This is a genomic window from Streptomyces sp. RLA131, from assembly GCF_056270125.1.
In genome coordinates this window covers 2,582,972-2,605,273 of the sequence record NZ_JBWDOQ010000002.1, presented here as the reverse complement: position 1 = coordinate 2,605,273, position 22,302 = coordinate 2,582,972, and the positions used below count along the sequence as shown (strand labels likewise).

General features: G+C 70.8%; 17 protein-coding genes and 1 pseudogene. 10 read left to right on the top strand and 8 right to left on the bottom strand.

All coding sequences use genetic code 11. The annotated features are described in order from the left end of the window. Positions 1-108 precede the first annotated feature (108 nt). Entirely contained in the window at positions 109-1,584 is a 1,476-nt protein-coding gene (locus RWE79_RS12825; RefSeq protein WP_475945778.1) for a S8 family peptidase, read from the top strand. A gap of 115 nt (positions 1,585-1,699) precedes the next feature. Further along, positions 1,700-2,737 carry a glycoside hydrolase family 6 protein gene (locus RWE79_RS12820; protein WP_475940192.1) on the top strand — a complete coding sequence of 346 codons (1,038 nt, stop codon included), beginning with the start codon at positions 1,700-1,702 and terminating at the stop codon, positions 2,735-2,737. A gap of 108 nt (positions 2,738-2,845) precedes the next feature. On the opposite strand, the gene RWE79_RS12815 is transcribed toward RWE79_RS12820, so the two are convergent. Beyond that, on the bottom strand, positions 2,846-4,939 hold the full coding sequence (locus RWE79_RS12815; RefSeq protein WP_475940191.1) for a galactose oxidase-like domain-containing protein: 2,094 nt from the start codon (positions 4,937-4,939) through the stop codon (positions 2,846-2,848). A gap of 32 nt (positions 4,940-4,971) precedes the next feature. Beyond that, the gene (locus RWE79_RS12810) at positions 4,972-6,831 is read right to left on the bottom strand and encodes a glycosyltransferase family 2 protein (protein ID WP_475940190.1); all 1,860 of its coding nucleotides are present in this window, start codon (positions 6,829-6,831) and stop codon (positions 4,972-4,974) included. Positions 6,832-7,091: 260 nt separating this feature from the next. Here RWE79_RS12810 and RWE79_RS12805 point away from each other — a divergent pair, with 260 nt between their 5' ends. The 3 genes from RWE79_RS12805 (at position 7,092) to RWE79_RS12795 (ending at position 9,563) form a co-directional block, all read left to right on the top strand. Then, the gene (locus RWE79_RS12805) at positions 7,092-7,868 is read left to right on the top strand and encodes an IclR family transcriptional regulator (RefSeq protein WP_475940189.1); all 777 of its coding nucleotides are present in this window, start codon (positions 7,092-7,094) and stop codon (positions 7,866-7,868) included. After that, positions 7,865-8,728, top strand: a complete 864-nt coding sequence (locus RWE79_RS12800) for an SMP-30/gluconolactonase/LRE family protein (protein WP_475940188.1) — start codon at positions 7,865-7,867, stop codon at positions 8,726-8,728. The genes RWE79_RS12805 and RWE79_RS12800 overlap by 4 nt, the downstream gene beginning before the upstream one ends. A 103-nt stretch (positions 8,729-8,831) precedes the next feature. Beyond that, a complete protein-coding gene (locus RWE79_RS12795; RefSeq protein WP_475940187.1) occupies positions 8,832-9,563 on the top strand; it encodes an SCO2400 family protein in 732 nt (243 codons plus the stop codon). Positions 9,564-9,604: 41 nt separating this feature from the next. Here the strand turns inward: RWE79_RS12795 and RWE79_RS12790 are convergent, their stop codons facing one another. The 5 genes and pseudogenes from RWE79_RS12790 to RWE79_RS12770 all read right to left on the bottom strand — a co-directional run bounded on the left by RWE79_RS12790 (position 9,605) and on the right by RWE79_RS12770 (position 12,987). Next, positions 9,605-10,042, bottom strand: a complete 438-nt coding sequence (locus RWE79_RS12790; RefSeq protein ID WP_475940186.1) for a cytidine/deoxycytidylate deaminase family protein — start codon at positions 10,040-10,042, stop codon at positions 9,605-9,607. A gap of 21 nt (positions 10,043-10,063) precedes the next feature. Beyond that, a pseudogene (locus RWE79_RS12785) lies at positions 10,064-10,318 on the bottom strand (hypothetical protein); the annotation flags it as partial. A gap of 21 nt (positions 10,319-10,339) precedes the next feature. Then, positions 10,340-11,494 (bottom strand): NAD(P)/FAD-dependent oxidoreductase, encoded by a 1,155-nt coding sequence (locus RWE79_RS12780; RefSeq protein WP_475940185.1) that lies wholly within the window; start codon positions 11,492-11,494, stop codon positions 10,340-10,342. Beyond that, complete coding sequence (locus RWE79_RS12775) at positions 11,491-11,697, bottom strand: ferredoxin (RefSeq protein ID WP_475940184.1); 207 nt, start codon at positions 11,695-11,697, stop codon at positions 11,491-11,493. Before RWE79_RS12775 ends, RWE79_RS12780 begins: the two co-directional genes overlap by 4 nt. Before the next feature lie 93 nt (positions 11,698-11,790). After that, positions 11,791-12,987, bottom strand: coding sequence for a cytochrome P450 (locus RWE79_RS12770; protein ID WP_475940183.1), 1,197 nt, complete (start codon positions 12,985-12,987; stop codon positions 11,791-11,793). Between the two features lie 525 nt (positions 12,988-13,512). Here RWE79_RS12770 and RWE79_RS12765 point away from each other — a divergent pair. From RWE79_RS12765 to RWE79_RS12750, 4 genes are all read left to right on the top strand, one after another. Beyond that, positions 13,513-16,305, top strand: a complete 2,793-nt coding sequence (locus RWE79_RS12765; protein WP_475940182.1) for a helix-turn-helix transcriptional regulator — start codon at positions 13,513-13,515, stop codon at positions 16,303-16,305. Positions 16,306-16,435: 130 nt separating this feature from the next. After that, a complete protein-coding gene (locus RWE79_RS12760) occupies positions 16,436-16,561 on the top strand; it encodes a hypothetical protein (RefSeq protein ID WP_475940181.1) in 126 nt (41 codons plus the stop codon). 33 nt (positions 16,562-16,594) lie between these two features. Next, positions 16,595-17,797: a hypothetical protein gene (locus tag RWE79_RS12755; RefSeq protein WP_475940180.1), complete on the top strand. Its 1,203-nt coding sequence runs from the start codon at positions 16,595-16,597 to the stop codon at positions 17,795-17,797. Then, entirely contained in the window at positions 17,787-20,543 is a 2,757-nt protein-coding gene (locus tag RWE79_RS12750; protein WP_475945776.1) for a carboxypeptidase regulatory-like domain-containing protein, read from the top strand. Before RWE79_RS12755 ends, RWE79_RS12750 begins: the two co-directional genes overlap by 11 nt. A 199-nt stretch (positions 20,544-20,742) precedes the next feature. On the opposite strand, the gene RWE79_RS12745 is transcribed toward RWE79_RS12750, so the two are convergent. Then, positions 20,743-21,153: a MarR family winged helix-turn-helix transcriptional regulator gene (locus RWE79_RS12745; protein ID WP_475940179.1), complete on the bottom strand. Its 411-nt coding sequence runs from the start codon at positions 21,151-21,153 to the stop codon at positions 20,743-20,745. Positions 21,154-21,249: 96 nt separating this feature from the next. Here RWE79_RS12745 and RWE79_RS12740 point away from each other — a divergent pair, with 96 nt between their 5' ends. After that, positions 21,250-22,251: an NADP-dependent oxidoreductase gene (locus RWE79_RS12740; RefSeq protein ID WP_475940178.1), complete on the top strand. Its 1,002-nt coding sequence runs from the start codon at positions 21,250-21,252 to the stop codon at positions 22,249-22,251. Positions 22,252-22,302 lie beyond the last annotated feature (51 nt).

Genomic DNA, 22,302 nt, shown 5'->3' with positions numbered 1-22,302 from the left:
ATGCGCGCCGTCACCCGGTTGGCCCCCGGGGCCGCGCCGCCGGGCTCCGCGGCTGGTACCCAGAATCTGGGGGGCGATCAGATTCCTTCCTGACCAGGAGCCTTGACGATGCACAAGTCCCGTACGTTCTCGCGCTGGGCGGCCGCCGCGGCCGCCCTGGTCGCCGCGCTGCCCGGTGCCGCCCACGCGGTGGCACCGGCGCCCCAGGAGATCCCGGGAGCGGTCCCCGGGCAGTACATCGTCACCCTCGCCGCCGGCACGGCCCCCTCGGCCGTCGCCCGCCGGATCGGCGTCAAGCCGCTGTACGTGTACGGCAGCGCGCTGACCGGCTTCGCCGCGAAGTTCACCGCCGCCCAGCTTGCGCGGCTGCGCGCCACACCCGGCGTCGACGAGGTGGAGCAGGACACGGTGATCACCCTCCCGGAGAACGAGGGCGCTCCCTCGGACGACGACCTGGACCCCCGCGACCCACCCGACGCGGGCACCCCGAGCACCCCGGCCCCGGCGTCGGCCCCGCCGTCCGTCGCCCACGTCCCGCCGTCCGCCGCCCCGGCCCCGCCGTCCGCCGCCTCGCCGTCGGCTGCCCCGGCCCCGGCCCCGCCGTCCGCTGCTCCGCCGTCCGCCGCCCCCGCGTCCGCCGCTCCGGCTTCGCCGTCGGCCGCCTCGCCGTCCGGTGCTCCGCTGTCCGCCGCCCCCGCTCCGGCTTCGCCGTCCGCCGCCTCGCCGTCCGCCGCCCCCGCTCCGCAGGGCCCGCGGATGGGGGGCTTCGTGCCGTGGGGGCTGACCCGGATCAACCACCGCGCCCTGGACGGCACCGGCTTCGCGGTGAAGGCGACCGGGGCGAAGGTGAGCTCGTACATCGTCGACACCGGCATCGAGTACGGGCACCCGGACTTCGGCGGGCGGGCCGTCCCGGGCTACGACGCGATCCGCGACGGCCACCGCGGCGCCGACTGCAACGGGCACGGCACCCATGTGGCGGGGGTGGTCGGCGGCGGCTACACCGGGGTCGCCCGCAGGACCCGGCTGGTCTCCGTCCGGGTGTTCCCCTGTACGGCCCGGACCACGAACTCGGCGGTCGTGGCCGGCATCGACTGGGTGGCCGGGCACGCGGTGAAGCCGGCCGTCGCCGACATCTCGGTGTCCGGCCGCTGGTCGCCGGTGAGCAACCGGGCGGTCGAGGGACTGAGCAGGGCCGGGGTCTTCCCGGTGGTCGCGGCGGGCAACGGCGACGTCAACGCCTGCTTCGTCTCCCCGGCCAGTTCGCCGCGGGCGTTCACCGTCGCCGCCATCGACGACACCGACCACCGGGCCTGGTTCAGCGACTGGGGCCCCTGCGTGGACATCCACGCGCCTGGCACCGACATCACCTCGGCGTACCTCAACGGCACCTTCCGCACCATGGACGGCACCGCGGAGGCCGCGTCGCACGTGGCCGGAATCGCGGCGCTCTACAAGGACACCCACGGCGACACCGACTTCGCCACCCTGTCCGCCTGGCTGTCGGGCAACGCCACCCGCAACGTCCCCATCGACGGCGGATACGGCACGGCCCGGCTGTCCGCCTTCACCAACGGCCTCTGACGCCGGGCCCGGCACCTGGCCCGGCACCTGGGTCCGGCACCGGTCGCCGGGCCTCCTCACCCGAACAGCCGCTGTTGACGTGCCGTCAGTTGCGGGCTGTGTGACGGTAAATCACATGCGTATCAAACGAACCCTGAAAGGAACGATCACCGGACTGGCGGGAGCGGTCGTGCTGCTCACGTCCGGCCCTGCGACGGCGCCGGCCGCCGCGGACAGCGGACCCGACGCGGCGGCCACGGCCGCCGGGTCCTCGCCGTTCTGGGTCAATCCCGACTCCCGGGCCGCCCGCCAGGCCGAGGCGTGGGAGTCGCGGGGCAGGGAGCAGGACGCCGCGCTGCTGCGCCGGATCGCCGACCAGCCGTCGGCGACCTGGGTGGGGGACCAGGACCCCGAGGACGAGGTACGCCGGATCACCGTCGCCGCCGCCTACGAGGACCGCGTCCCGGTCATCGCCGCGTACGACATCCCGCACCGCGACTGCGGCTACTACTCGGCGGGCGGTGCCCCCAGCTCGTACGCCTACCGGCAGTGGATCCGGCAGCTCGCCGCGGGCATCCAGGACCGCAGGGCGCTGATCGTGCTCGAACCGGACGCCGTCGCCCAGCTCGTCGTCGGCTGCGCCGGCGCCGAGCTCGAAGGCAACCGGCTCGAACTCATCGGGGAGGCGATCAGGACGCTCAAGGCGCTGCCGCGTACGAAGGTCTACCTCGACGCCGGCAACGCCGGATGGATCCCCGACCAGAAGGGGCTGGTCGAGGCCCTCTGGCAGGCCGGGGTCTGGGACGCGGACGGCTTCGCGCTCAATGTCTCCAACTTCCAGACCACGCGGGTCAGCAAGGCCTACGGGGACAAGCTCTCCGCGAGCCTGGGAGGTGTCCACTACATCATCGACACCAGCCGCAACGGCAACGGCCCATGGCAGGCCCAGGGCGACTCCGAGACCTGGTGCAACCCGCCCCACCGGGCGCTCGGCCAGGTCCCCACCACCGCCACCGGCAGCCCCCTGGTCGACGCCTACCTCTGGGTCAAGCGCCCCGGCGAGTCCGACGGCGCCTGCCGAGGCGCCCCGGCCGCCGGCCACTGGTGGTCCTCGTACGCCCTGGACCTCGCCCGCACCGCCACGCAGGCGGTCCTGGCGGGCCTCGGTCAGTAGCGAACCGGGCACCGCACCCGCGCCGTACCGCGGTACGGCGAAGCCCCGGTCCACCGGACCGGGGCTTCGCCGCAGCCGCGCCGTGCCGCACCGTAACGGGGGCCCGGCTCAGCGCACGTGGACCCACTGGGCCCTGGACGGAGTGCCGTGCGCGTCGGTGACGAAGAGCATGTACCAGCCGCTGGGCACGAGGGTGGGGTCGTCGGGGATGGTCACGGACACCGCGCCGGCCCTGCGGTGCGGCGTCAGTTCGATGGAGCGCTGCTCGACGTCCGTGGCGTGGGTGACCGCGCTGGGCCGCATGAGGCGGATCCTGGCCGGACGGGCCGGGTCGGAGACGTCGAGGGTGGCGGACTCGCCGCGGGCCAGGTCGAGGGGGCGGCCGGCGAGCCGCGGGCGGTGGGACTGGTCGCCGTAGAGATACGGGGGCGTGAAGACCTCGATGCGCTGCTCGAAGACGCCGGGCTGGGTGTCGTCCTTGTCGGCGAACAGCGGGTTGGAGCCGAAGACGGCGATGCGCCCGTCGGGCAGGAGCAGGGCCTCGGAGTGGTAGTCGCGGCCGACGGTGGGGGCGGCGGCGGGCGTGAAGGCGTTGGTGGTGGGGTCGTAGAACTGGGCCTTGAGGATGTCGCTGGCGCGCTTGCCCCGGTAGTCGGCGGATCCGCCGGTGGTGAAGACGTTGTCGTCGGGGGTGAGGACGGCGTTGAGGTAGCGGGTGCCCTCGGGGAGGTCGGGGCCGGGTCGGTAGCGCGGCTTGTCGGCCTTGAGGTCGACCAGGGCGGTACGGGGGGTGGCCCGGTGGGACTCGCCGACGCCGCCGCCGCCGAGCAGCATGAAGCGCTGGCGCTGGGCGGGGGGCAGCAGGACGGAGGCGGCGGTCTCGGTCTGGTCGGCCCTGGTCAGGCCCGGGACCGCGGTGAAGGTGTTCTTCGCCAGGTTCCAGATGCCGGGGACACGCCCCTGGTCGGCGGGGCCGTAGCCGGCGTTGGCGCCGGAGTAGAACAGGTCGCCGCCCTGGGTGAGGAACAGGGCCGGGTAGGTGGGGAAGTAGCGGTCGGGGCCCTTGGACCAGGTGCGGGTCCGGGGGTCGAAGATCTCGTTCTTGCCGGGGATGATCTCGCCCATGTCGTCGAGGCCGGAGACGGCGAGCACCCGGCCGTCCTTGAGCGTGACGAGCGTCGGGTACCAGCGGGCCTCCGCCATGGCGTCGACCTGGATGTAGCGCTCGGCGACCGGATCGAACTCATAGGCCTCGCGCAGTCCCTGGAAGTCCTTCTTGTCCAGGCCGAGTTTGGTGGCCAGCCCGTACAGGTTGTCCTTGTCCTTGCCGGTGAGGCCGGTGATCTCGTACTGGTCGGCGGTGTTGCTGATGCCCTTCTCGCCCCGGACGGTCGACTCGACGTAGACCCGGGCCTGGCTGGCGGTGACCTTGACGTCGGTCCGGTACCGGACGACGGTGCGGGTCACCGTCCGGGTCACGGTCCGCGTCCTGGCGTGGTGGTGCCTGGCCCTGTGCCTGGTCTTCCTTCTGCCCGCGGCCTTCCCGGCCTTCGCCTTGACCTTGACCTTGACCTTCACCTTGACCTTCACCTTGACCCTGAACTCCGTCGTGGTGACCGTCTTGGCGGCGCGCGGCACCAGCAGGTCGAACAGCGACCGGTACTTCAGGCCCGACGCGCCCCGGAAGACGGTGCCCTTGGGGAAGAAGTGGGGCCGGTCGGGGTCCTCGTTCTTGATCAGCATGGCGCCGCCGGCCCGGGTGACGTCGCCGGTGAGCTTCTCGTAGCGGGCGGTTCCGCCGGCCACCAGCAGCTTGCCGTCGGGGAGTTGGGCGTGGCCGGAGCAGAACATGTCCTTGGGGGTGTCGATCTCCTTGAAGGTGTTGTCGGCCGGGTTCCACAGGACGCTCTGGAACTTCCCCGCGTTGAAGTTGCGCTGGTCGTTGCCGGAGCCCGCGATCAGCAGCACCTTGCCGGTGTGCAGCAGGGCGGCGTGGATGGCGTTGATCCGGAACTGACGGGGCACGTCGACCAGGTCCCAGTGGCCGTAGGCCGCCATGTAACCCGGCTGGTTGATCTTGTAGTGGTGGTAGGCGCGCTCGGCGAATCCGACCGCCGCCGGGGCGTTCAGCCCGGCCAGGGCGACGAGTGCGGTGGCGCCGAGCGCCGTCTTGCGGAGCTGCGGACTGGGGCGGTACCTCACGGGGGGCTTCCTTTACGGACCTCTGCGGACCTCTAACGGCGTTGCGCGGGGCGGTGCTGGTCGAGCGGATGGGACGGGGAGGCCGGCTTCCCCCGGCGGCGGGCGCGGATCCGCTCGCGCACCTCGCCGGCCTGCCATGCCACGACGGGGGCGAGGGCGATGGCCAGGGCCAGCGCCGCCCAGCTGCGCATCGCCACATGGGTGTGGCCCAGGAAGAAGGAAGCGACGAAGGAGCCGCCGAAGACCGCGGCCCAGAAGAGGTGGATCCTGAATGTGGCGAGCCGGTCCGGGCTGGCCGAGTCGCCCTTCGGGGTGACCACGAAGCCGGAGCGGCGGCGCAGCACGGCCTCGGCGAACGAGCGGGTGTAGAGCGGGGCCGACAGTGCCGACATCACCATGCCGGCCGCCCCGGAGGAGCCCTCTGGCTCGTGCGGGCTGACGTTGTGCCGCCGGTTCCACAGGTAGAGGCCGATCTGGAGCGCGGCGGCGTCGCTGTAGAGCATCAGCCAGACCGACGACTCGATGTGCACCCCCGAGGCCCCCAGGACCAGGAAGAGGGTGCAGGACAGGGCTCCGAGCATCCAGTTGACGGCGGACATCGGGTAGTACGTGACCAGCAACGAGTAGTTGAGCAGCGGGCCCGGGGAAAGGGTGAACGGGGCCTTCCAGAACTGCTTGAGCACGGTCTCGTAGGTGCCGCGGCTCCAGCGCAGCTGCTGGGTGAAGAAGTCGGTCCAGGACGAGGGGCCCTCGCCGACGGCCAGGACGTCCGGGGTGTAGACCGAGCGCCATTTGCGGCCGGTCGCGAGGTTGCGGGTGCCGTGGATCTCCAGGCCGGTGGCCATGTCCTCGGTGATGGAGTCGTACAGGCCGCCGATCTGCTTGAGGACGCTGACCCGCACGGCGTTGTTGGTGCCGACGAACATGGGCGAGCCGTAGGCGTTCCCGGCCCGCTGGATGAGGGCGTGGAAAAGGAACTGCTGGCTCTCCGCGGCCTTGGTGACGGGGGTGTCGTAGTTGCCGTAGACCTGGGGGCCGACGACGAAGGCGATGTCGGGGTCGCGGAAGTAACCGAGCATGCGTTCAAGGAAGTTGGGGAGCGGGACGTGGTCGGTGTCGACGCAGGCCATGAAGTCGTAGTCGTCGCCGTGGGCGTCGAGCCAGGCGTTGTAGTTGCCGTGCTTGGTCCGGGCCCGGAACCCGCCGGTGGGCTGGTTCCACTTCTCGACGCCCTTGCGGCTGAAGTGCCGTACTCCCAGGCCCTCGCACAGCCGCCGGGCGTCGGGGTCGTCGCCCTCGTCGAGCAGCCAGATGTCCAGCGGGCCGTCGTGCCGCACGCCCACCGCGCCCCCCAGGGTGCGGGCGACCATCTCCAGCGGCTCGGAGCGGGGGACGTAGCTGGTCAGGAAGGCCACCCGGGTGCCGCCTTCGGGGATGACCGGCACCGGGTCGCACGCGACCAGGGTGGCGTGCGCGTTGGAGACGACGGTGACCACCCGGAAGAGCTCGATGAGCCCGATGGACACCAGCATCACCGTGTCGGCGACGTTCGCCCAGGGCGCCACGTAGCTGCGGTGCACCCAGTGTTGCGGCTGCATCAGCCAGAGCAGCAGGACGACGGAGACCAGAGGGGCGGCCGAGAGCAGCAGCGCGGTACGGACCTTGTGCGGGCCCTCGGCGAGCAGGCTGCGGTACTGGACGCGGTAGGTCCCGTTCTCGCCGGGCTCACACTCGGTCAGTGGGCCCGCGAGTTCGCTGAACCGCTGGTAGTCGTACGAGGGCGCGGAACCGGCCCCCGTCCAGGCGGCGCTTGAGGCCGCCGACGCGGGGGCCGGCACGATCGTGGGCTGGTGGTCGGTGGTCGGCCGGGTGCTGCTCGGCGTGATCGTCACGACACCCCCGTAGGCGTAGTGATGGGAAAGTTCTGGAATTTGACAGAATGGGGTGATTACTTGAGCGGCGTACAGAAGCTAACAAAAGGGTCTTATTATGTAACGGACAGGCAGATCTTCGGCGTGGCGTGTGAGTGTCCGAACCATTGCTGAGCGGAGCCGACGGCGGTTACGCTTTGTTCGCGATACCGATCAACTTCCGGGATCTCGAACATTTCAAGCATCCGGATCACTCGAACACGTAGTCGGAGAGAGCAGAGATGGGACGCCTGGTACCCGCCGTGACCCGAGCCCTGGACATCCTGGAGCTCTTTCTCGAAGGCGACGGCACCCTGTCCGCGCCCGAGATCACCCGCAAGCTCGATCTGCCGCGCACCACCGTGCACGAACTCGTCACCACGCTCGCCGCCCGCAACTATCTCGTGCCGCTGCCCGGACAGCCCGGCCGCTACCGGCTCGGAGTGCGCCCGTACCAGCTCGGCAGCCGCTACGCCGAGCACCTCGACCTCGCCGCCGAGGGGCAGCAGGTGGCCCGCTCGGTCGCCGAGACCTGCGACGAGACCGTGCACGTCGCGATCCTCGAAGGCACCGACGTCATCTACATCGCCAAGGTCGACAGCACCCACGCGGTGCGCATGGTCTCCGCCGCCGGACGCCGGCTGCCCGCCCACTGCACCTCGGTCGGCAAGATGCTGCTCGCCTCACTGCGGCCCGACGCCCTCGACGCCCGGCTCCCCGAGGACCGGCCGCTGGCCGCGATGACCCCGCACAGCATCACCTCGCCGCACGAGCTGCGCCGCCAGCTCGCCGGCATCCGCGAGCGCGGCATCGCGGTCGAACAGCGCGAGTCCAACCCCGACGTGACCTGTGTCGCCGCGCCGGTGAGGGACTCGGGCGGCCAGGTCGTGGCCGCGCTCAGCATCTCCGTACCGATGATCCGCTGGAGTCAGGAACGGCAGACCGAGCTGGAGGAGCTGGCGGCCAAGGGCGCCGCCGAGCTCTCCGAGCGGCTCGGACACCGGGGGCGTGCGCTGTGACCCGGGTCGACCTGGCCTTCCGCGCCCATGCCCTGCTCGGTGAGGGTCCCGGCTGGGACCCCGTCAGCGCCCGGCTGATCTGGGTGGACATCCTCGGCGCGCGGATCCACTGGTACGACCCCGCCACCGGCGGGGAGTCCGTGCTCGCCACCGAACAGCACGTCGGCGCCGCCAGGCCCCGGGCCGGCGGCGGCGTCGTGGCCAACCTCCGCGACGGCATCGGGCTCTACGACGCCGACGGCGCCTTCCGCTGGCTGCACCGCGAGCCGGTCCCGGGGCGGCGGGCCAACGACGCGGCCGTGGACGCCACCGGCACCCTGTGGGCCGGCACCATGCGTTACGACGAGGCCCCCGGCGGCGGCAGCCTCAGCCGGATCTCCCCGGACGGCGCCGTGGTCCCGGTGCTGGACGACGTCGCCGTCAGCAACGGCACCGACTGGAGCCCCGACGGCACGCTGATGTACTACGTGGACAGCCCCACCCGGCGTATCGACGTCTTCGACGCGGACCCCGCGACCGGCGACATACGCCGGCGCCGCACCTTCGCCACTGTCGAGGACGGCGCCGGCTTCCCCGACGGCCTCACGGTGGACGCCGAGGGCTGCGTCTGGGTCGCCCTGTGGGACGGCTCGGCGGTCCGCCGCTACACGCCCGACGGCAGGCTCGACCGGGTCGTACCGGTGCCGGCCGCCCGGCCGACCGCGTGCGCCTTCGGCGGGCCGCGGCTCACCGACCTCTACATCACGACCGCGACGATCGGACTCGGTGCCCCGGCCCTGGCCGGGGCACCGCTCGCCGGTTCGGTGCTGGTACTGCCCGACGCGGGACAGGGCATGCCGGATGTGCCATTTGCGGGCTGACGGGGGCTAGGACCCTTTTGGTCGCGGCCACACGACATCCTCACCGGATCGTGAGCAACTCTCAGTCATCCCCCGCCGGGCGGTCCCATAGTCTGCCCGGACGATGGACGACTACTGCTCCGCCTGCCAGCGGCACATCAACGGCGCCCTGTCATGCCCGGGCTGCGGCACGCCCGCCGAGGAACTCGGCGGCGCGGCGGCCGGCGACCTGCCTACGGCCGGCACCACCGCCGTGGCCGCCGACGCGACCGAGGGCCGGGCGGCCCGGCGCCGCGCCGAGCAGCAGCGGGGCGGCGAGCAGTCGCGGGGCGGCGGCCGTTCGTCGCGTGGCTCGCGCCGCGCCAAGGGCCGCAGCCGGTCCCGGCTGATCGTCGGCACGCTCGTCGGCGCGGGCATCGTCCTGGTCGGGGTGAGTGTCGCGGAGCTGCCCATCGCCAGTTATGTCAGCGGTGCCGACACCGATTCCGCGGCGAACGACTCCGGCGCCTCGGCCGCGGGCGGCGACGACGGCGCCTCGCCGGACGCGTCCGGCTCCGCCGGGCACGGGACGTCGGCCGACCCGGTCGCCGACGCGTCGGCCTCGGCGTTCGCCCGCGGCGGTAAGAAGAAGTCCAAGGCCTCCGCGGAGGCCTCCGCCCCGGCCTCCCCCTCGGCCACGGTCACCGTCTCGGGCGGCGTCAGCGCCGACCCCGCCACCAGCCCGGCCGCCACCGCGGGATCGGGTGGCTCGGGTTCCAGCGCGGCCTCCGACCCCACGTCGGCCGCCCCGACCGCGTCCACGGCCGCCCCGGACCCGACCGAGAGCTGCACCCAGTTCCTGTGGTGGTGCAGCTAGCGCCGCATCAGGCAACGTTCGCCTTGTTATGTCCGGCGGTGTCAGCTCGTGCCGAGTGGTTCGGTCTGCTCAGTGTCGAGCTGGTGGTCGGCCCAGATGTAGCTTTCGGGAAGCAGGCCGGTGATGGAGACGGTCCGGAGGCGGTCGCCTGCCCCGACGATGACCTTCAGGGCCGGGAAGTAGTCGACAAGCACCTGGCGACACCGTCCGCACGGGGGAACGACCCCCCGGTCGCGGTCGCCCACGGCGACGATCGTGTCCAGCTCGTAGGCGCCCTGGGAGGCTGCCGTACCGAGGAGAACCAGCTCGGCGCAGGGGCCGCCGGTGAAGTGGTAGGCGTTCACGGCGGTGACGATCCGGCCGTCCCGGGCACGGGCCGCGGCCGCCATGGTGTGGTTGTCGCCCCGGCAGCGAGTGCGCGCGACGTGGGCCGCGGCCTGGATGAGTTCGTGGTCGACGTGGTGGGTCTGCGTGGTCATCTTCTCCGCCTTCGTCAGGTGTCAGGCGACGTTGACCCGCGTGACGACGGTGCGCAAGCGAATATCGGCCGTGTGCCTGTTCCACCAGATGACGCAGCGGCGGATCATGCTGCCCCGCTCTTTGTGGCCGGCGCGGTCGGTGCCGTCGAGGGTGAAGCAGCGCAGGGCGGTGAACCGGGCCTCGATGCGGTTCAGCCACGAGGAGCCGGTGATCTTTGCCACGGGCATGCCCTGCGTGGACAGCGGCACCGTCCGGGCCCGCCGCCAGGTCACCACCGACCCGGTGCCCCTGCGTTTTCAGCTCAGGTACGCGTTCTTGGCGGCCATGACCGCCTTGGCGCTGTTCCAGCCGATCACGCCCACCGGTTGTCCGTCCTTCTCGGCGAGCATGACGAACTTGCGAGACTCGGCGGTGCCCTCGATCAGCCGGAAATCGGCGTCCGCGGGGAGCGAACCGAACACCTGCATCCTGATGTCGTACTGGTCCGTCCAGAAGTACGGAACCGGCTGATAGCTGTCCTGGGTGCCGGTGATGTCGGCTGCCACGAATCCGGCCTGCTGCACGGCGTTGGTCCGGTTCTCCAGACGGATGCCGTCGCCGGTGCTGCCGTTGGACCAGCGGGCCACGTCTCCGACCGCGTGGACGCCGGCCCCCGCACGGCCGCGTTCGTCGCAGACGATGCCGTTGCTCAGGGTCAGTCCGCTGCCGATGAGCCACTCGGTCGCGGGGGTGGAGCCGATGGTCACCACGACCACGTCCGCGGGAATGGTCCCGCCTCCGTCGAGGGCCACCGCGGTGACCCGCCCGTTGTCGTCGGTCAGACCGGTGGTGCCGCTTCCCATGATCATCCGGACGCCCTGTCCGGCGTGGAGCCCGGACAGCAACCGGCCGACATCCGCACCCGTCTGACGGAGCATCGGAACCGGTGACGGATCGATCAACGAGACGTGCAGACCCATCTGCCGTGCCGTCGCCGCGATCTCGCATCCCAGGACACCCGCACCGACGACCACGACGTTGCGGGCGGTGAGCAGTTCCGCGCGGAGCGCGAAGCAGTCCTCCAGGGTGCGCAGCACCCTCACTCCGCGCAGGGAGTCCGCACCGGGCAGCGTGCGCGGCATCAGCCCCGTAGCCAGCACGAGTCGGCGGTAGCCGAGGCTTCGGCCGTCGTCGAGCGCGACCGTGTGGGCTTCCACATCGAGGCGCACCGCTCGACGGCCCAGCAGGAATTCGGCGTCCAGCGCGTCCAGTTCCCGCTGACCGCGAAGGCGTATCCGTTCCTCGTCCCAGGCGCCGGAGAGGACCTTCTTGGAGAGCGGAGGCCGGTCGTAGGGCAGGTGTGTCTCCGCCCCCACGACCTGGACAGTGCCGCGGAAGCCCCTCGCGCGCAGCGCCTCCACAGTCGTGAGTCCGCCGACCGAAGCACCGACCACCAGAACGTCAGCCGTCATGAGGGCAGCGACTCTGCCAGCCGGATCGCGGCGGCGGGGCAGATCGTCGCGGCCGTGCGCACCCGGTCGAACTCCGCAACCGGAGGATTCTCCTGAAGCAGGATCACGACACCGTCGTCGTCCCGCTGGTCGAAGACCTCAGGTGCCGCCACGACACACTGGCCGGCGGCAACGCACTTGTCTTCCTCAACCGTGACAATCATGAACTGTTCTCCGAAATACTTGAGTCGAGAAATGCCTGGGGGTGACGCGCGGCGGGCGCGCCGCATCTGCCCGGGGCCCGCCGCGCGGAGAGTTCACCAGGCGACAGGCAGGGCATCCAGGGCGTAGACGTTCGGTCCGAAGCGGTGGAAGGACAGCTCCTCGGCCGGCACCGCGAGGCGCAGGCCGGGGAACCGGCGGAAGAGGGGGATCAGGGCCATCTGCAGTTCCGTGCGGGCCAGGTGCTGTCCCGGGCACTGGTGAATCCCGGACCCGAAGGTCATGACCTGGATCGGCTCGCGGGTCAGATCGAGGGTGTTCGGGTCTCCTGAGACGACCTCCGGGTCGCGGTTCGCGTTCAGCGGCGAGGCGACGACCCACTCGCCGGCCTTCACGGTGTATCCGCCGATGGTGACGTCCTCGGTCGCCATGCGCGGGAAGCCACCCGCGACGCTCATGTAGCGGAGCAGCTCCTCCGCGGCGTCAGCCACGGAGTTGGCGTCGTCGAGCAGGACCGCGAGCTGCTCGGGCTGCTGCATCAGTGCCAGAGCGCTCAGTGCGATCGTCGACGCGGACGTCTCGTGGCCCGCGAGGACCAGTGCGCCGACCATGCCGACGATCTCGTCGTCGCTGACCTCGCCGTGGCGCTGTTCCACCAGCGCGCCGATCAGGCCGTCGGTCGGGCTCTTGTGGTTCTGGGCCACCAGGCCGCCGACGTAGTCGTTCAGCCGCATGAAGTTCTTGAACGCCTCCTCGGGCGGCAGCGAGAGGTTGACGATCCCCGCGCACAGCCGGTCGAAGTCCCGGTGCTCGGCACTGGGGATGCCCAGAATCTCGCCGATCACGATGGAGGGCAGAGGAAGGGCGTAGGCCTTGAACAGATCGACACCCGGCCCGGCTTCCTCCACCTCGTCCAGGAGCTCGGAGATGACGCTCTCGATCCTGGGCCGCAGCTGCGCGACGCGCTTGGGAGTGAAGGAGCCCGCGACCATACGGCGCAGCCGGGCGTGCTCCGTGCCGTGGAAGCGCGGGAAGAAGCCCGGTTGCGAGGCCATGGCCCCATCCGGCACGGGGATGAAGCTGTGGTCGAGGCGGGGGTCGTTGTACAGAGCCCGTACGTCGGCGTAACGGTGGAACGTCAGGACCTCGACCTCGCCGTGCTCCCGCTCGAACACTGTGACCCGGGTGGGTTCCTCGCGCCGGGCCATCTCCGCGAGTCGCTCGGAAGGATCGAACGGACAGCGGGCATCACGGTCCGTCACGACGAACCCGCGCGTCGGTTGTTCGGTCATGTTGAGCTCCAAGGAAGAGATGGAACATAAGCGTGAAGACGCCCCGGCCCCCTCGGCCGCAGCCGGAATCGCGCGTCGGCGGTGTGCGGGGCAGGAGCCGATCCCGCCGCCCCTTGCATGGAAGTCGCAGGTGAGGCGTGGTCGGGCGAATGTCGGCGCCACGAAGGATCCAACATCAATTTAATTGACCAGTCAAGCGTTCCGGTCGCCGCGCTCCTTCCAGGGCATCCGCCTCGGATCTCGATTGTTCAGACCATGGCTCCTTGACGGGTCGTGGCGTTCCGGGGTGTACTTCAGGCCGACGATCATCTAGTTGACGGGTGAAGTATCTGCCTCTTCTGCGGGCGCTGCAGGCAGTGCCCCGGCGGTCGTCGTGGCCAGGGCCCCTCCGGCCCCTGGATCTCCTGGCGTCTACGCAGGCGACCCGTCGACGAGCAGCCCTTTCCCGCACGATGAGGTGTCGGAGGAGGCTTCGGGGAAGGACGGGGCGACGCGGAAGGCGGTCGAGTGCAGCGGAGCACGGGTGTGGACAGTCCCCGTCTTGTCGGACGGGACGCCGAACTGCGCCGCCTGACGGACGCGCTGGAACAACTGCCCACGCTGATAATGGTGGAGGGCGAAGCCGGACTCGGTAAGAGCCGATTGGTGCGAGAGGCCCTGTCGGCGCTCGCCCTCAAAGGATCGCGTTCGCTGGTGGCGGTCTGCCCGCCGTTCCGTGAGGCACTGACCCTGGGGCCGATCGTCGACGCTGCCCGGCAGGCCGCGTCGAGTGGAACCGGGGTAGCCGGTCTCGGGCTCTCGGCACTGGCCGGCACGCTGCGACCGCTGTTCCCCGAATGGACCCACGACCTGCCGCCCGCCCCACAACCACTGGCCGACGCAGGTGCCGCCCGGCACCGCCTGATCCGGGCCTTCGCCGAACTCCTCGACCGCCTCGGCATCGAGATCCTGGTGGTCGAGGACGTGCACTGGGCGGACGAGGCGACGCTGGAGCTGCTTCTGTTCCTCGCCTCGCGGCAGCCACTGGTGCTCAGCCTGGTGCTGACGTACCGCCCTGAAGAGGTGAGCGCCGACTCCCTGTTGCTCCGCCTCTCCTCCCGGGTTCCGACAGGCACGGGGGGCAGCCCTACGCGCATCAGCCTCGGGGGACTCGCGGTGGCAGACACCGCGGGGCTGGTGTCCTCGATGCTGGACGACGAGCATGTCTCCACCGAGTTCGCCGCATTCCTGCACGAACGGACCGCGGGAGTGCCGCTCGTACTGGAGGAGTGCGTCCGCCTGATGTGGGACCGGGCAGACCTCGTCCAGCGGGACGGCGAGTGGGTGCGGCGTACCCTCGACGAGATCGCCGTGCCTCCGACGATCCGGGACGCCGTCACCGAACGGGTGGCCCGGCTCGGGGCCGACGCCCAGCGGGTACTGCTGGCAGCCGCCGTCCTGGGCGATCCGTCGGACGAGCGAACGCTTGGGGAGGTCAGCGGACTGACCGGGTCCGAGAGTTCCGTGATCGACCCGGTGGCCGAAGCCGCAGTCTCCGACGCGGTGCGCAGCGGCCTGCTCGTCGAGGACAGCTCGGGCCCGGGCCGGATCGCCTTCCGGCACGCTCTCGCCGCGCGAGCGGTGTCCGACCGGGCGGCACCCTCCGAAAGGCGCGCCGCCCATCGGCGCGCCGCCGCATTCCTGGAGACCGTGCGGCCCCGACCGATCGGCAGACTCGCCCATCACTTCCGGGAGAGCGGCGAGACAGCCCGGTGGTGCGAGTACACCGAACAGGCGGCAGACGTAGCCCTCGTCTCCGGCGACCACCTCACAGCCGTCACCCTTCTGCACGAACTGATCACGGAACCCCGGCTCTCCGCGGATGCGGTCGCTCCGCTGGTGCGGAAGATGCCCTTCCTGGCGTTCACCGGATACGCCCGGCGTGCGGACGTCATCGTCGCTCTACGTGCCGTCCTGGAGACGGACCGGCTCAGTGCGCGTGACCGTGCCGATGTGCGCGGCCAGCTCGGTCGTGTCCTGTTCAGCCTCGGTGACTACGCGGCTGCCGCAGCCGAATTGGAGCTGGCCATACCCGACCTCGGCGAGGGTACGTTCGCCGACGCCTGGGCGATGACCGTGCTCGGACTGCCGTGGGCCGGGACGTGGCCGGCCTCCACCCACCTGCGCTGGCTGGAGCGTGCCCGGCGATTCGCCGCGGGTTCCGAACTCGTCCCGCACGAACGGATGATCCTGCTGGTCAACCGTGTGACCGCGCTGCTCGAACTCGGGGAGGAGTCGGGCTGGACCCTCGCCGGGGAACTCGGTGAGGACGAGTCGACGCCGCAACTCGCGGTCGAACGCGCTCGTACCGAGCTGAACATCGGCGACGCGGCGATGCGTTGGGGCCGGTACGCGGAGGCCCGGGTCCGCCTGAACAGGGCCGTCGGCATCGCGGAACGGCACGGCTACCAGGTGATCCGGAACATGGCGACGGTGACGCTGCTGCGTCTCGACTACCTCACCGGCACGGGGCACGGGCTGGCCGAGAGGGCCGAGGAGTGTGCGGACGCCGCCGACATGCCCGTGTGCCGGCTGGAGGCGCTGCTGGTGGGGGCCCAGTTGAGACTGGCGACAGCGGGCGGCGACGAGCAGTTCGATGAACTGCTGCGGACGCTTCGGGAGGAGAGCAAGCGTCGCGGCATCATCGCCCTGTGGCTGGAGTCCGCCGCGGCGCACGCACGCCTGCGGCTCGCCGCGGGTGACGCCGAGGAGGCGCTCGCGCTGACCAGTGATCCCGTGCGGCTGCTCATGGACAAGAACATATGGATATGGGCGACGGAGATCGCGCCAGTGCGGGTGGCAGCGCTGACGGCGGCCGACCGGCAGACCGAGGCGGAGCGCCTCGTCGCCGCCTTTGAGGAGGGGCTGCGCGGGCGCTGCGCCCCCGCGGCGCAGTCGGCGCTGGAGGAGTGCCGGGCGGTGAGCGCCGAAGGGCGGGGGGAGTTCGAGGCGGCGGCCCGCGCCTGGGATCTCGCGGCGCTGGCGTGGGCGCAGTTGCCGAGGCCTCACGAGGAGGCGCGGGCACGGGAGGGGGTCGAGCGCTGCACGCGCGCCGCGCGCGGGGTCGGCGGCCGGCGCGGATACGGGAGCCGGCTGTCGCCACGGGAGTCGGAGGTCGTGCGACTGGTGCTGCGAGGAATGACGAACCGGCAGATCGCAGTTGAGCTGTCGAGGTCCCCGAGCACCGTCGGGGTGCAGTTGAAGTCGGCCATGCGCAAGTACGGGGTGGGGTCCCGGACGGCGCTGGCGGTGTGCGTCACGCAGGCGGGAATCGACTGAGACGCCCGGTCATGTCCGTCCCGGGCCGACCATTCTTTAACCCATCTGCCCAATCGAAACCGCCTGTTCACGCGACCCATACTCGTCGGGCGAACTGCGTCCACCTGTGGCGCAGCGGCGGAGGGTGTCCATGAGCGGTGCAGACGAACGGAGCTCGTGCGGGCACGAGCGGCCCGGCGACGAACACGACGAGGCCGAGGGCACGGGCGGAGAAGACACCGACCGCGAGGAGCCTTCCGGCTACGTACCGCTCTGACTTCTCCCACCCCGAACGAAGGGTTGCCTGTCCATGATGAGACGCGAGCGCTTGCGCGCTCCGGTTTCGTTCCTCATAGCCGCCTGCCTTGCCGCGTTCACCGGGGCGCAGACCTCCGCCGTCGCCGGCACGCCGACGGCTGCGGCGCAGCGGAGCGGCACGCCGAGCTCCGCGGCGACCTCAGGCCCGGGCGCCACGCTGTCCTCCCAACTGGCGTCCGCGCAGGCACACAAGGGCCGGCCCGCCACGAAGCCGACCGGGAACACCGACCGTGTGAGCGCGACGTGCGATACCCCCAAGTCGAAGTCCGAGGCGCGGTGCTTCGCGCTGCGGGTCAACGGCGTCGAGGGTGGCAAGGGCGTCCGGGCCGCTGCCACGCCCCGTGGCAAGTCGCCCGCCGACCTGCTCAGCGCCTACAACCTGCCGAAGGACGGAGGCGCTGGTGCGACGATCGCCATCGTCGACGCCTACGACAATCCGAACGCCGCCGCGGACCTTGCGGTGTACCGGGAGCAGTTCGGCCTGCCGCCGCTGAGGCCCGGTCAGTTCATCAAGGTCAATCAGCGTGGTCTCCAGGGCGACTACCCCCCGGCCCAGGAAGGCTGGGCGGCTGAGATCTCGCTCGATCTCGACATGGTGTCGGCCGTCGCTCCCAACGCGGACATCATCCTGGTCGAGGCCGACAGCGCCACCATGAACCAGCTTGGTGCCGGAGTGAACGAAGCAGTCGCGCTGGGTGCGAGCTATGTGTCGAACAGCTACGGATCCGCGTACTCGGCCGCGCCCGAAAGCGGTGAGTGGCCGACGGACCTGCAGAACGCGCAGCGGTACTACGACCATCCCGGTGTCGCGGTCGTCGCCAGCAGCGGCGACTCGAACTACGGCGTCAGCTTCCCCGCGGCCTCGCCCCACGTCACCGCCCGTCGGTGGCACGTCACTGGTACGCGATGCGGACACGGCGCGCGGCTGGAGCGAATCGGTGTGGAACAGCCTCGGCGGCGGTCCCGGGTCCGGCTGTTCGCTGGCCCAACCGAAGCCCTCGTTCCAGAAGGACACCGGCTGCGCCCAGCGCACCGTCGCCGACGTGTCGGCGGTCGCCGATCCCGTCACCGGTGTCGCGGTGTACGACACGTACGGCTCCACCTACGGCACCGGCTGGGGACAGTACGGCGGCACCAGCGCTTCGGCGCCGATCATCGCCGCGACCTATGCGCTCGGCGGAGCGATGCTCGGTGACACGTATCCCAACAGTTATCCCTACGCCCACACCGGCAGCCTCAACGACGTGACCTCGGGTTCCAACGGCACGTGCGACCCCTCGTACCTGTGCACGGCGAAAGCGGGTTACGACGGCCCCACCGGACTCGGCACACCGAACGGGACCGCTGCGTTCTCCAGCGGACCGGCCGGCACACTGAGCGGCACCATCACCGAGGCGTCGACCGGCAAGCCCGTCTCCGGCGCCAAGGTCGGCGTCACCGGCGCGTCGACGACGACCACGACCACAGGCCCCGACGGCACCTACCGGATACGGCTGGCCGCCGGCACGTACGACGTCGACGTGAGTGCCTTCGCCTACGCGGACAACACCACGCACGATGTCAAGGTCAGCGCCGACACGACCACGACGGCCGATGCCGAGTTGGCCGCGGTACCTCTGGTGACGGTCAGCGGTACTGTCGCCGACGCGTCGGGCCACAGTTGGCCGCTGCCCGCAGGAATCGTCGTCGACAACGGCATTCCGGGCGGCCCGGTCCACAGCGACCCGGTCACCGGCAAGTACTCGGTCCGGCTGCCGGTGAACGGCCACTACACGCTGCATGCCACCTCCGGTTACCCCGGTTACCAGGAGCGCGACACCAGCGTCACGACGAAGACCACCAGCGTGGTCCGTGACATCGGCCTCACCGCTTCACCGGTGGCGGCGCTCGGTTCGGCGTCCGGCTACACCCAGCAATCCGAAGGCGGGACCGAGCCCTTCGACGCAGCCACGATGCCGGCCGGCTGGACGGTCGACACCACCGTGGGAGACTCCTGGACCGCTGACAACACGTCGGCCAACCTGACCCCGGGTAGCGGCGGATTCGCGTACGTCATGGGCAACACGGGTGGAAAGCCGCTCGACTCGTCGCTGGTCTCCCCGGAGTTCACGGTGGCTGCCTCCAGGACGCCGTTCGTGTCCTTCGACACGAACTACTACTTCGGCCTGTCGAGCGTCGACTACAGCACGGACGGCGGCAGGACCTGGACGACCGAGTGGTCGGACGACTCGGCGGCGTCCGGGTCCGTGACCGTCGCTCTGCCCGCGAGCGGGAAGACGGTCTCCGGGCGGGTCAGGTTCCGGCGCCAGATCGACACAGCGGACGCCGGTCCTGGCGGAGGCTGGTATGTCGACAACGTCCGGCTGGGCGGCGCGTGGGTGACCCCGCAGCCCGGTGGCCTCGTCGTCGGCAGCATCACCGACGGCAACACCTCGAAGCCGGTGGACGGCGCGGCAGTCTCCCTCACGGACCTGCCGGACCAGAACGTGACCAGCGCGCCCATGGCCGGCATCCCCGGCCGGGCGGACGGCTTCTACTGGTTCTTCTCCTCGCTGACGGGCCAACGGACGGTGACCGCGGCGAAGTACCCGTACCACTCGGCCACCAAGAAGGTGAAGCTGGCCGCCGACAAGGCGACCGCGGTCGACCTGACACTGCACGCGGGCCGGCTTGAGACCAGCGGGCCGATCAGCGCATCCGTGCCGAGGGGAGGCTCGGCCACCCGCGACCTCACGCTCACCAACACCGGCGACGTGCCCCTCAAGGTCAAGATCAACGAGTCCACCGGCTCGGCCGCCTCCGGTCCGGCATGGACATCGACCGCTGACATGCCTGCCCCGGGCGCGTTCATGGTCGGCGGCAGCTCTCACGGCACGGTGTACGCGGGACTCGGTTCGGGCGTCGACTCCTTCGTACCGCTGGCTGCTTTCTACGCCTACGATCCGGCCGCGAACACCTGGCGACAGAAGGCCGATGCACCGTTCGCGGTGGCGGCCGCGTCCGGCGGCTTCATCGACGGGAAGTTCTATGTCAGCGGCGGCTACTGGGTGGCGGCGGACTACTCGGCGATAGGTATCGAGACCAGGACGCAGGTCTACGATCCCGCCACCGACACCTGGAGCACCACAACCGACAACCCCGACGCGCTGGCAGGCGCCGGTACCGCGGTGCTCGACGGCAAGCTGTACGCCGTCGGCGGGATGTCCACGGACGACAGTTTCCACTCCACCGTCAGCGCCTACGACGCGAAGAAGAAGACCTGGCGTACCGTCCACCCCTACCCCAGGGAGATCAACGGCGCTTCGTGTGGCGCGATCTCCGGCAAGCTCTACTGCGCTGGTGGTCTCACCAGCCGCGACGGCGGCCCGGTGGGCCGGTCGGTCAAGGAGGCCTACGTCTACGACCCGGCTCGCGACACATGGAAGCGGGTCGCCGACCTCCCGATCGACATGCATCAGTCCGCGTACGGCGTGGCCGACGGACGGCTGCTCCTCTCCGGCGGTCTCACGGACAACTCCTCGGTGTTGACCGACCAGGCCTACGCCTACGATCCGGCGATGAACTGGTGGACACCGCTGCCCAGCGCCGACATGGCGCGCAACAGCGCGATCGGCGTCGTCGGGGCGCGCGGCTTCTACGCGATCGGCGGCAAGAGCGACGACGCATTCGCGTTGACGGCCGGTTCGGTGCTGTCCGGATACAGTCAGGCCGAGCCGATCGACGTTGCCTGGGTGGCCGAGAGCAGGACGACGCTGACCATCCAGCCGGGTCGTCACACCACCGTACGAGTGCGGTTGAACGCGTGTGATGTGAGGCCGGCCCAGCCAGGGACGGTGACCGCGACCCTCGGGCTCGGCACCGACGGGTTCCTTGTCAGCGACACCGTGCCGGTCTCGCTGACAGTGCGGGCACCCGCGAAGGACACGGCCGGCCGTCGCTGACGGCGGCCGGATCGGCGGTGGGACCGAGTGCGCTGCGCCCGGTCCCGCCGCCTTGTCGTCAGCTGCCGGTAGAAGCACAGACACCACCCGACCGCTGAGACACGAGGGTCAAGGGGTGGACGCCCAGGGGACATGCCTCACCCCCTTCACCGGGCTGCGCGTGGGGCCCGGCGGCCGAGGGCGGAACGGTCGGCCACGGTCAGCCGGTCATCCGGCGGAGCAGGTCCCGCAGGGACGTCCGTTCCTGCTCGCTGAGCGCGGCCAGGGGTTCGCGTGCGAAGTCCAGTGATCCGCGCAGCCGCTCGGCGGTCCGGCGGCCCTCGTCGGTCGCGGCGGCCAGCTTGACCCGCCGGTCGGCCGGGTCGGGGCGGCGTTCCGCCAGGCCCCGGGCGGTCAGCCGGTCGATGATGCCGGTGACGTTGGAGGGCTCGCACTTCAGCTGCCGGGCTATGCCTCGCATGGGCGTGGGCTCACGGGCAAGCAGTGCCAGTACGCGTGCCTGGGCGCCGGTGAGCCGGTGCTGCGCGGCGGCCTCCTCGTACTCCTCGTGGTAGCGGGCCACCACGGTGGCGATGAGGTCGACGACTTCGCGCGTCAGTGGGTCGGACATGCCACGAGGGTAACGATTTATTTGACATCATGAAACATCAAGGTCCATGGTTAGTTAAGAACCTCAAGCTTTCCTTCTCTCGAAAGGTTCCCGTCCATGCCGAAGAGCCGCGAATGGCACCTGGTCGCCCGCCCCCACGGGTGGCCGAAGAACGAGGACTTCGCGCTGCGCGAGGCCGAGGTCGGCGAGCCCGGCCCGGGCCAGGTCCTGGTGCGCAACGCGTACGTGTCGGTGGATCCGTACATGCGCGGCCGGATGAACGACGCGAAGTCGTATGTGGAGCCGTACCGGCTCGACCAGCCGATGCAGGGCGGCGCGGTCGGTGAGGTCGTCGCCTCCGGCGCCGAGGGCATCGCCGTCGGCGACCATGTGCTGCACTTCGGCGGCTGGCGCGAGTACGCCCTGGCCGACGCGAAGGCCGCGGTCAAGGTCGACCCCGCCGTGGCGCCGCTCAGCACCTACCTCGGCGTGCTCGGCATGACGGGACTCACGGCGTACGCGGGTCTGCTGCGCGTCGGTGCCTTCAAGGAGGGCGACGCGGTCTTCGTCTCGGGCGCGGCCGGCGCGGTGGGCGGCCAGGTCGGCCAGATCGCCAAGCTCAAGGGTGCCTCGCGGGTGATCGGCAGCGCGGGCTCGGACGAGAAGGTCAAGCTCCTGGTGGAGGAGTACGGCTTCGACGCGGCCTTCAACTACAAGAACGGCCCCGTCGCCGAGCAGCTCGCGCAGGCGGCCCCGGACGGCATCGACGTCTACTTCGACAACGTCGGCGGCGAGCACCTCGAAGCGGCGCTCGGCGCGCTCAACCTGGGCGGCCGGGCCGTGATCTGCGGCATGATCGCCCAGTACAACGCCACCGAGCCCACGCCGGGCCCGCGCAACATGGTCAAGATCCTCCAGAACCGGCTCCGGGTCGAGGGTGTCCTGGTCGGCGACCACTACGACCTGCAGCCGCAGTTCGTGCAGGAGGTCGGGACCTGGGTGCGCGAGGGCAAGCTGCACTACCGCGAGACCGTGGTGGAGGGCATCGAGAACAACGTGGAGGCGTTCCTCGGCCTCCTGCGCGGCGAGAACACCGGCAAGATGATCGTCAAGCTCTGAGCCTGGCCCCGTCGCCGGGCGCCGAGGCGTCACCCCGTAAGGACCGTGCTC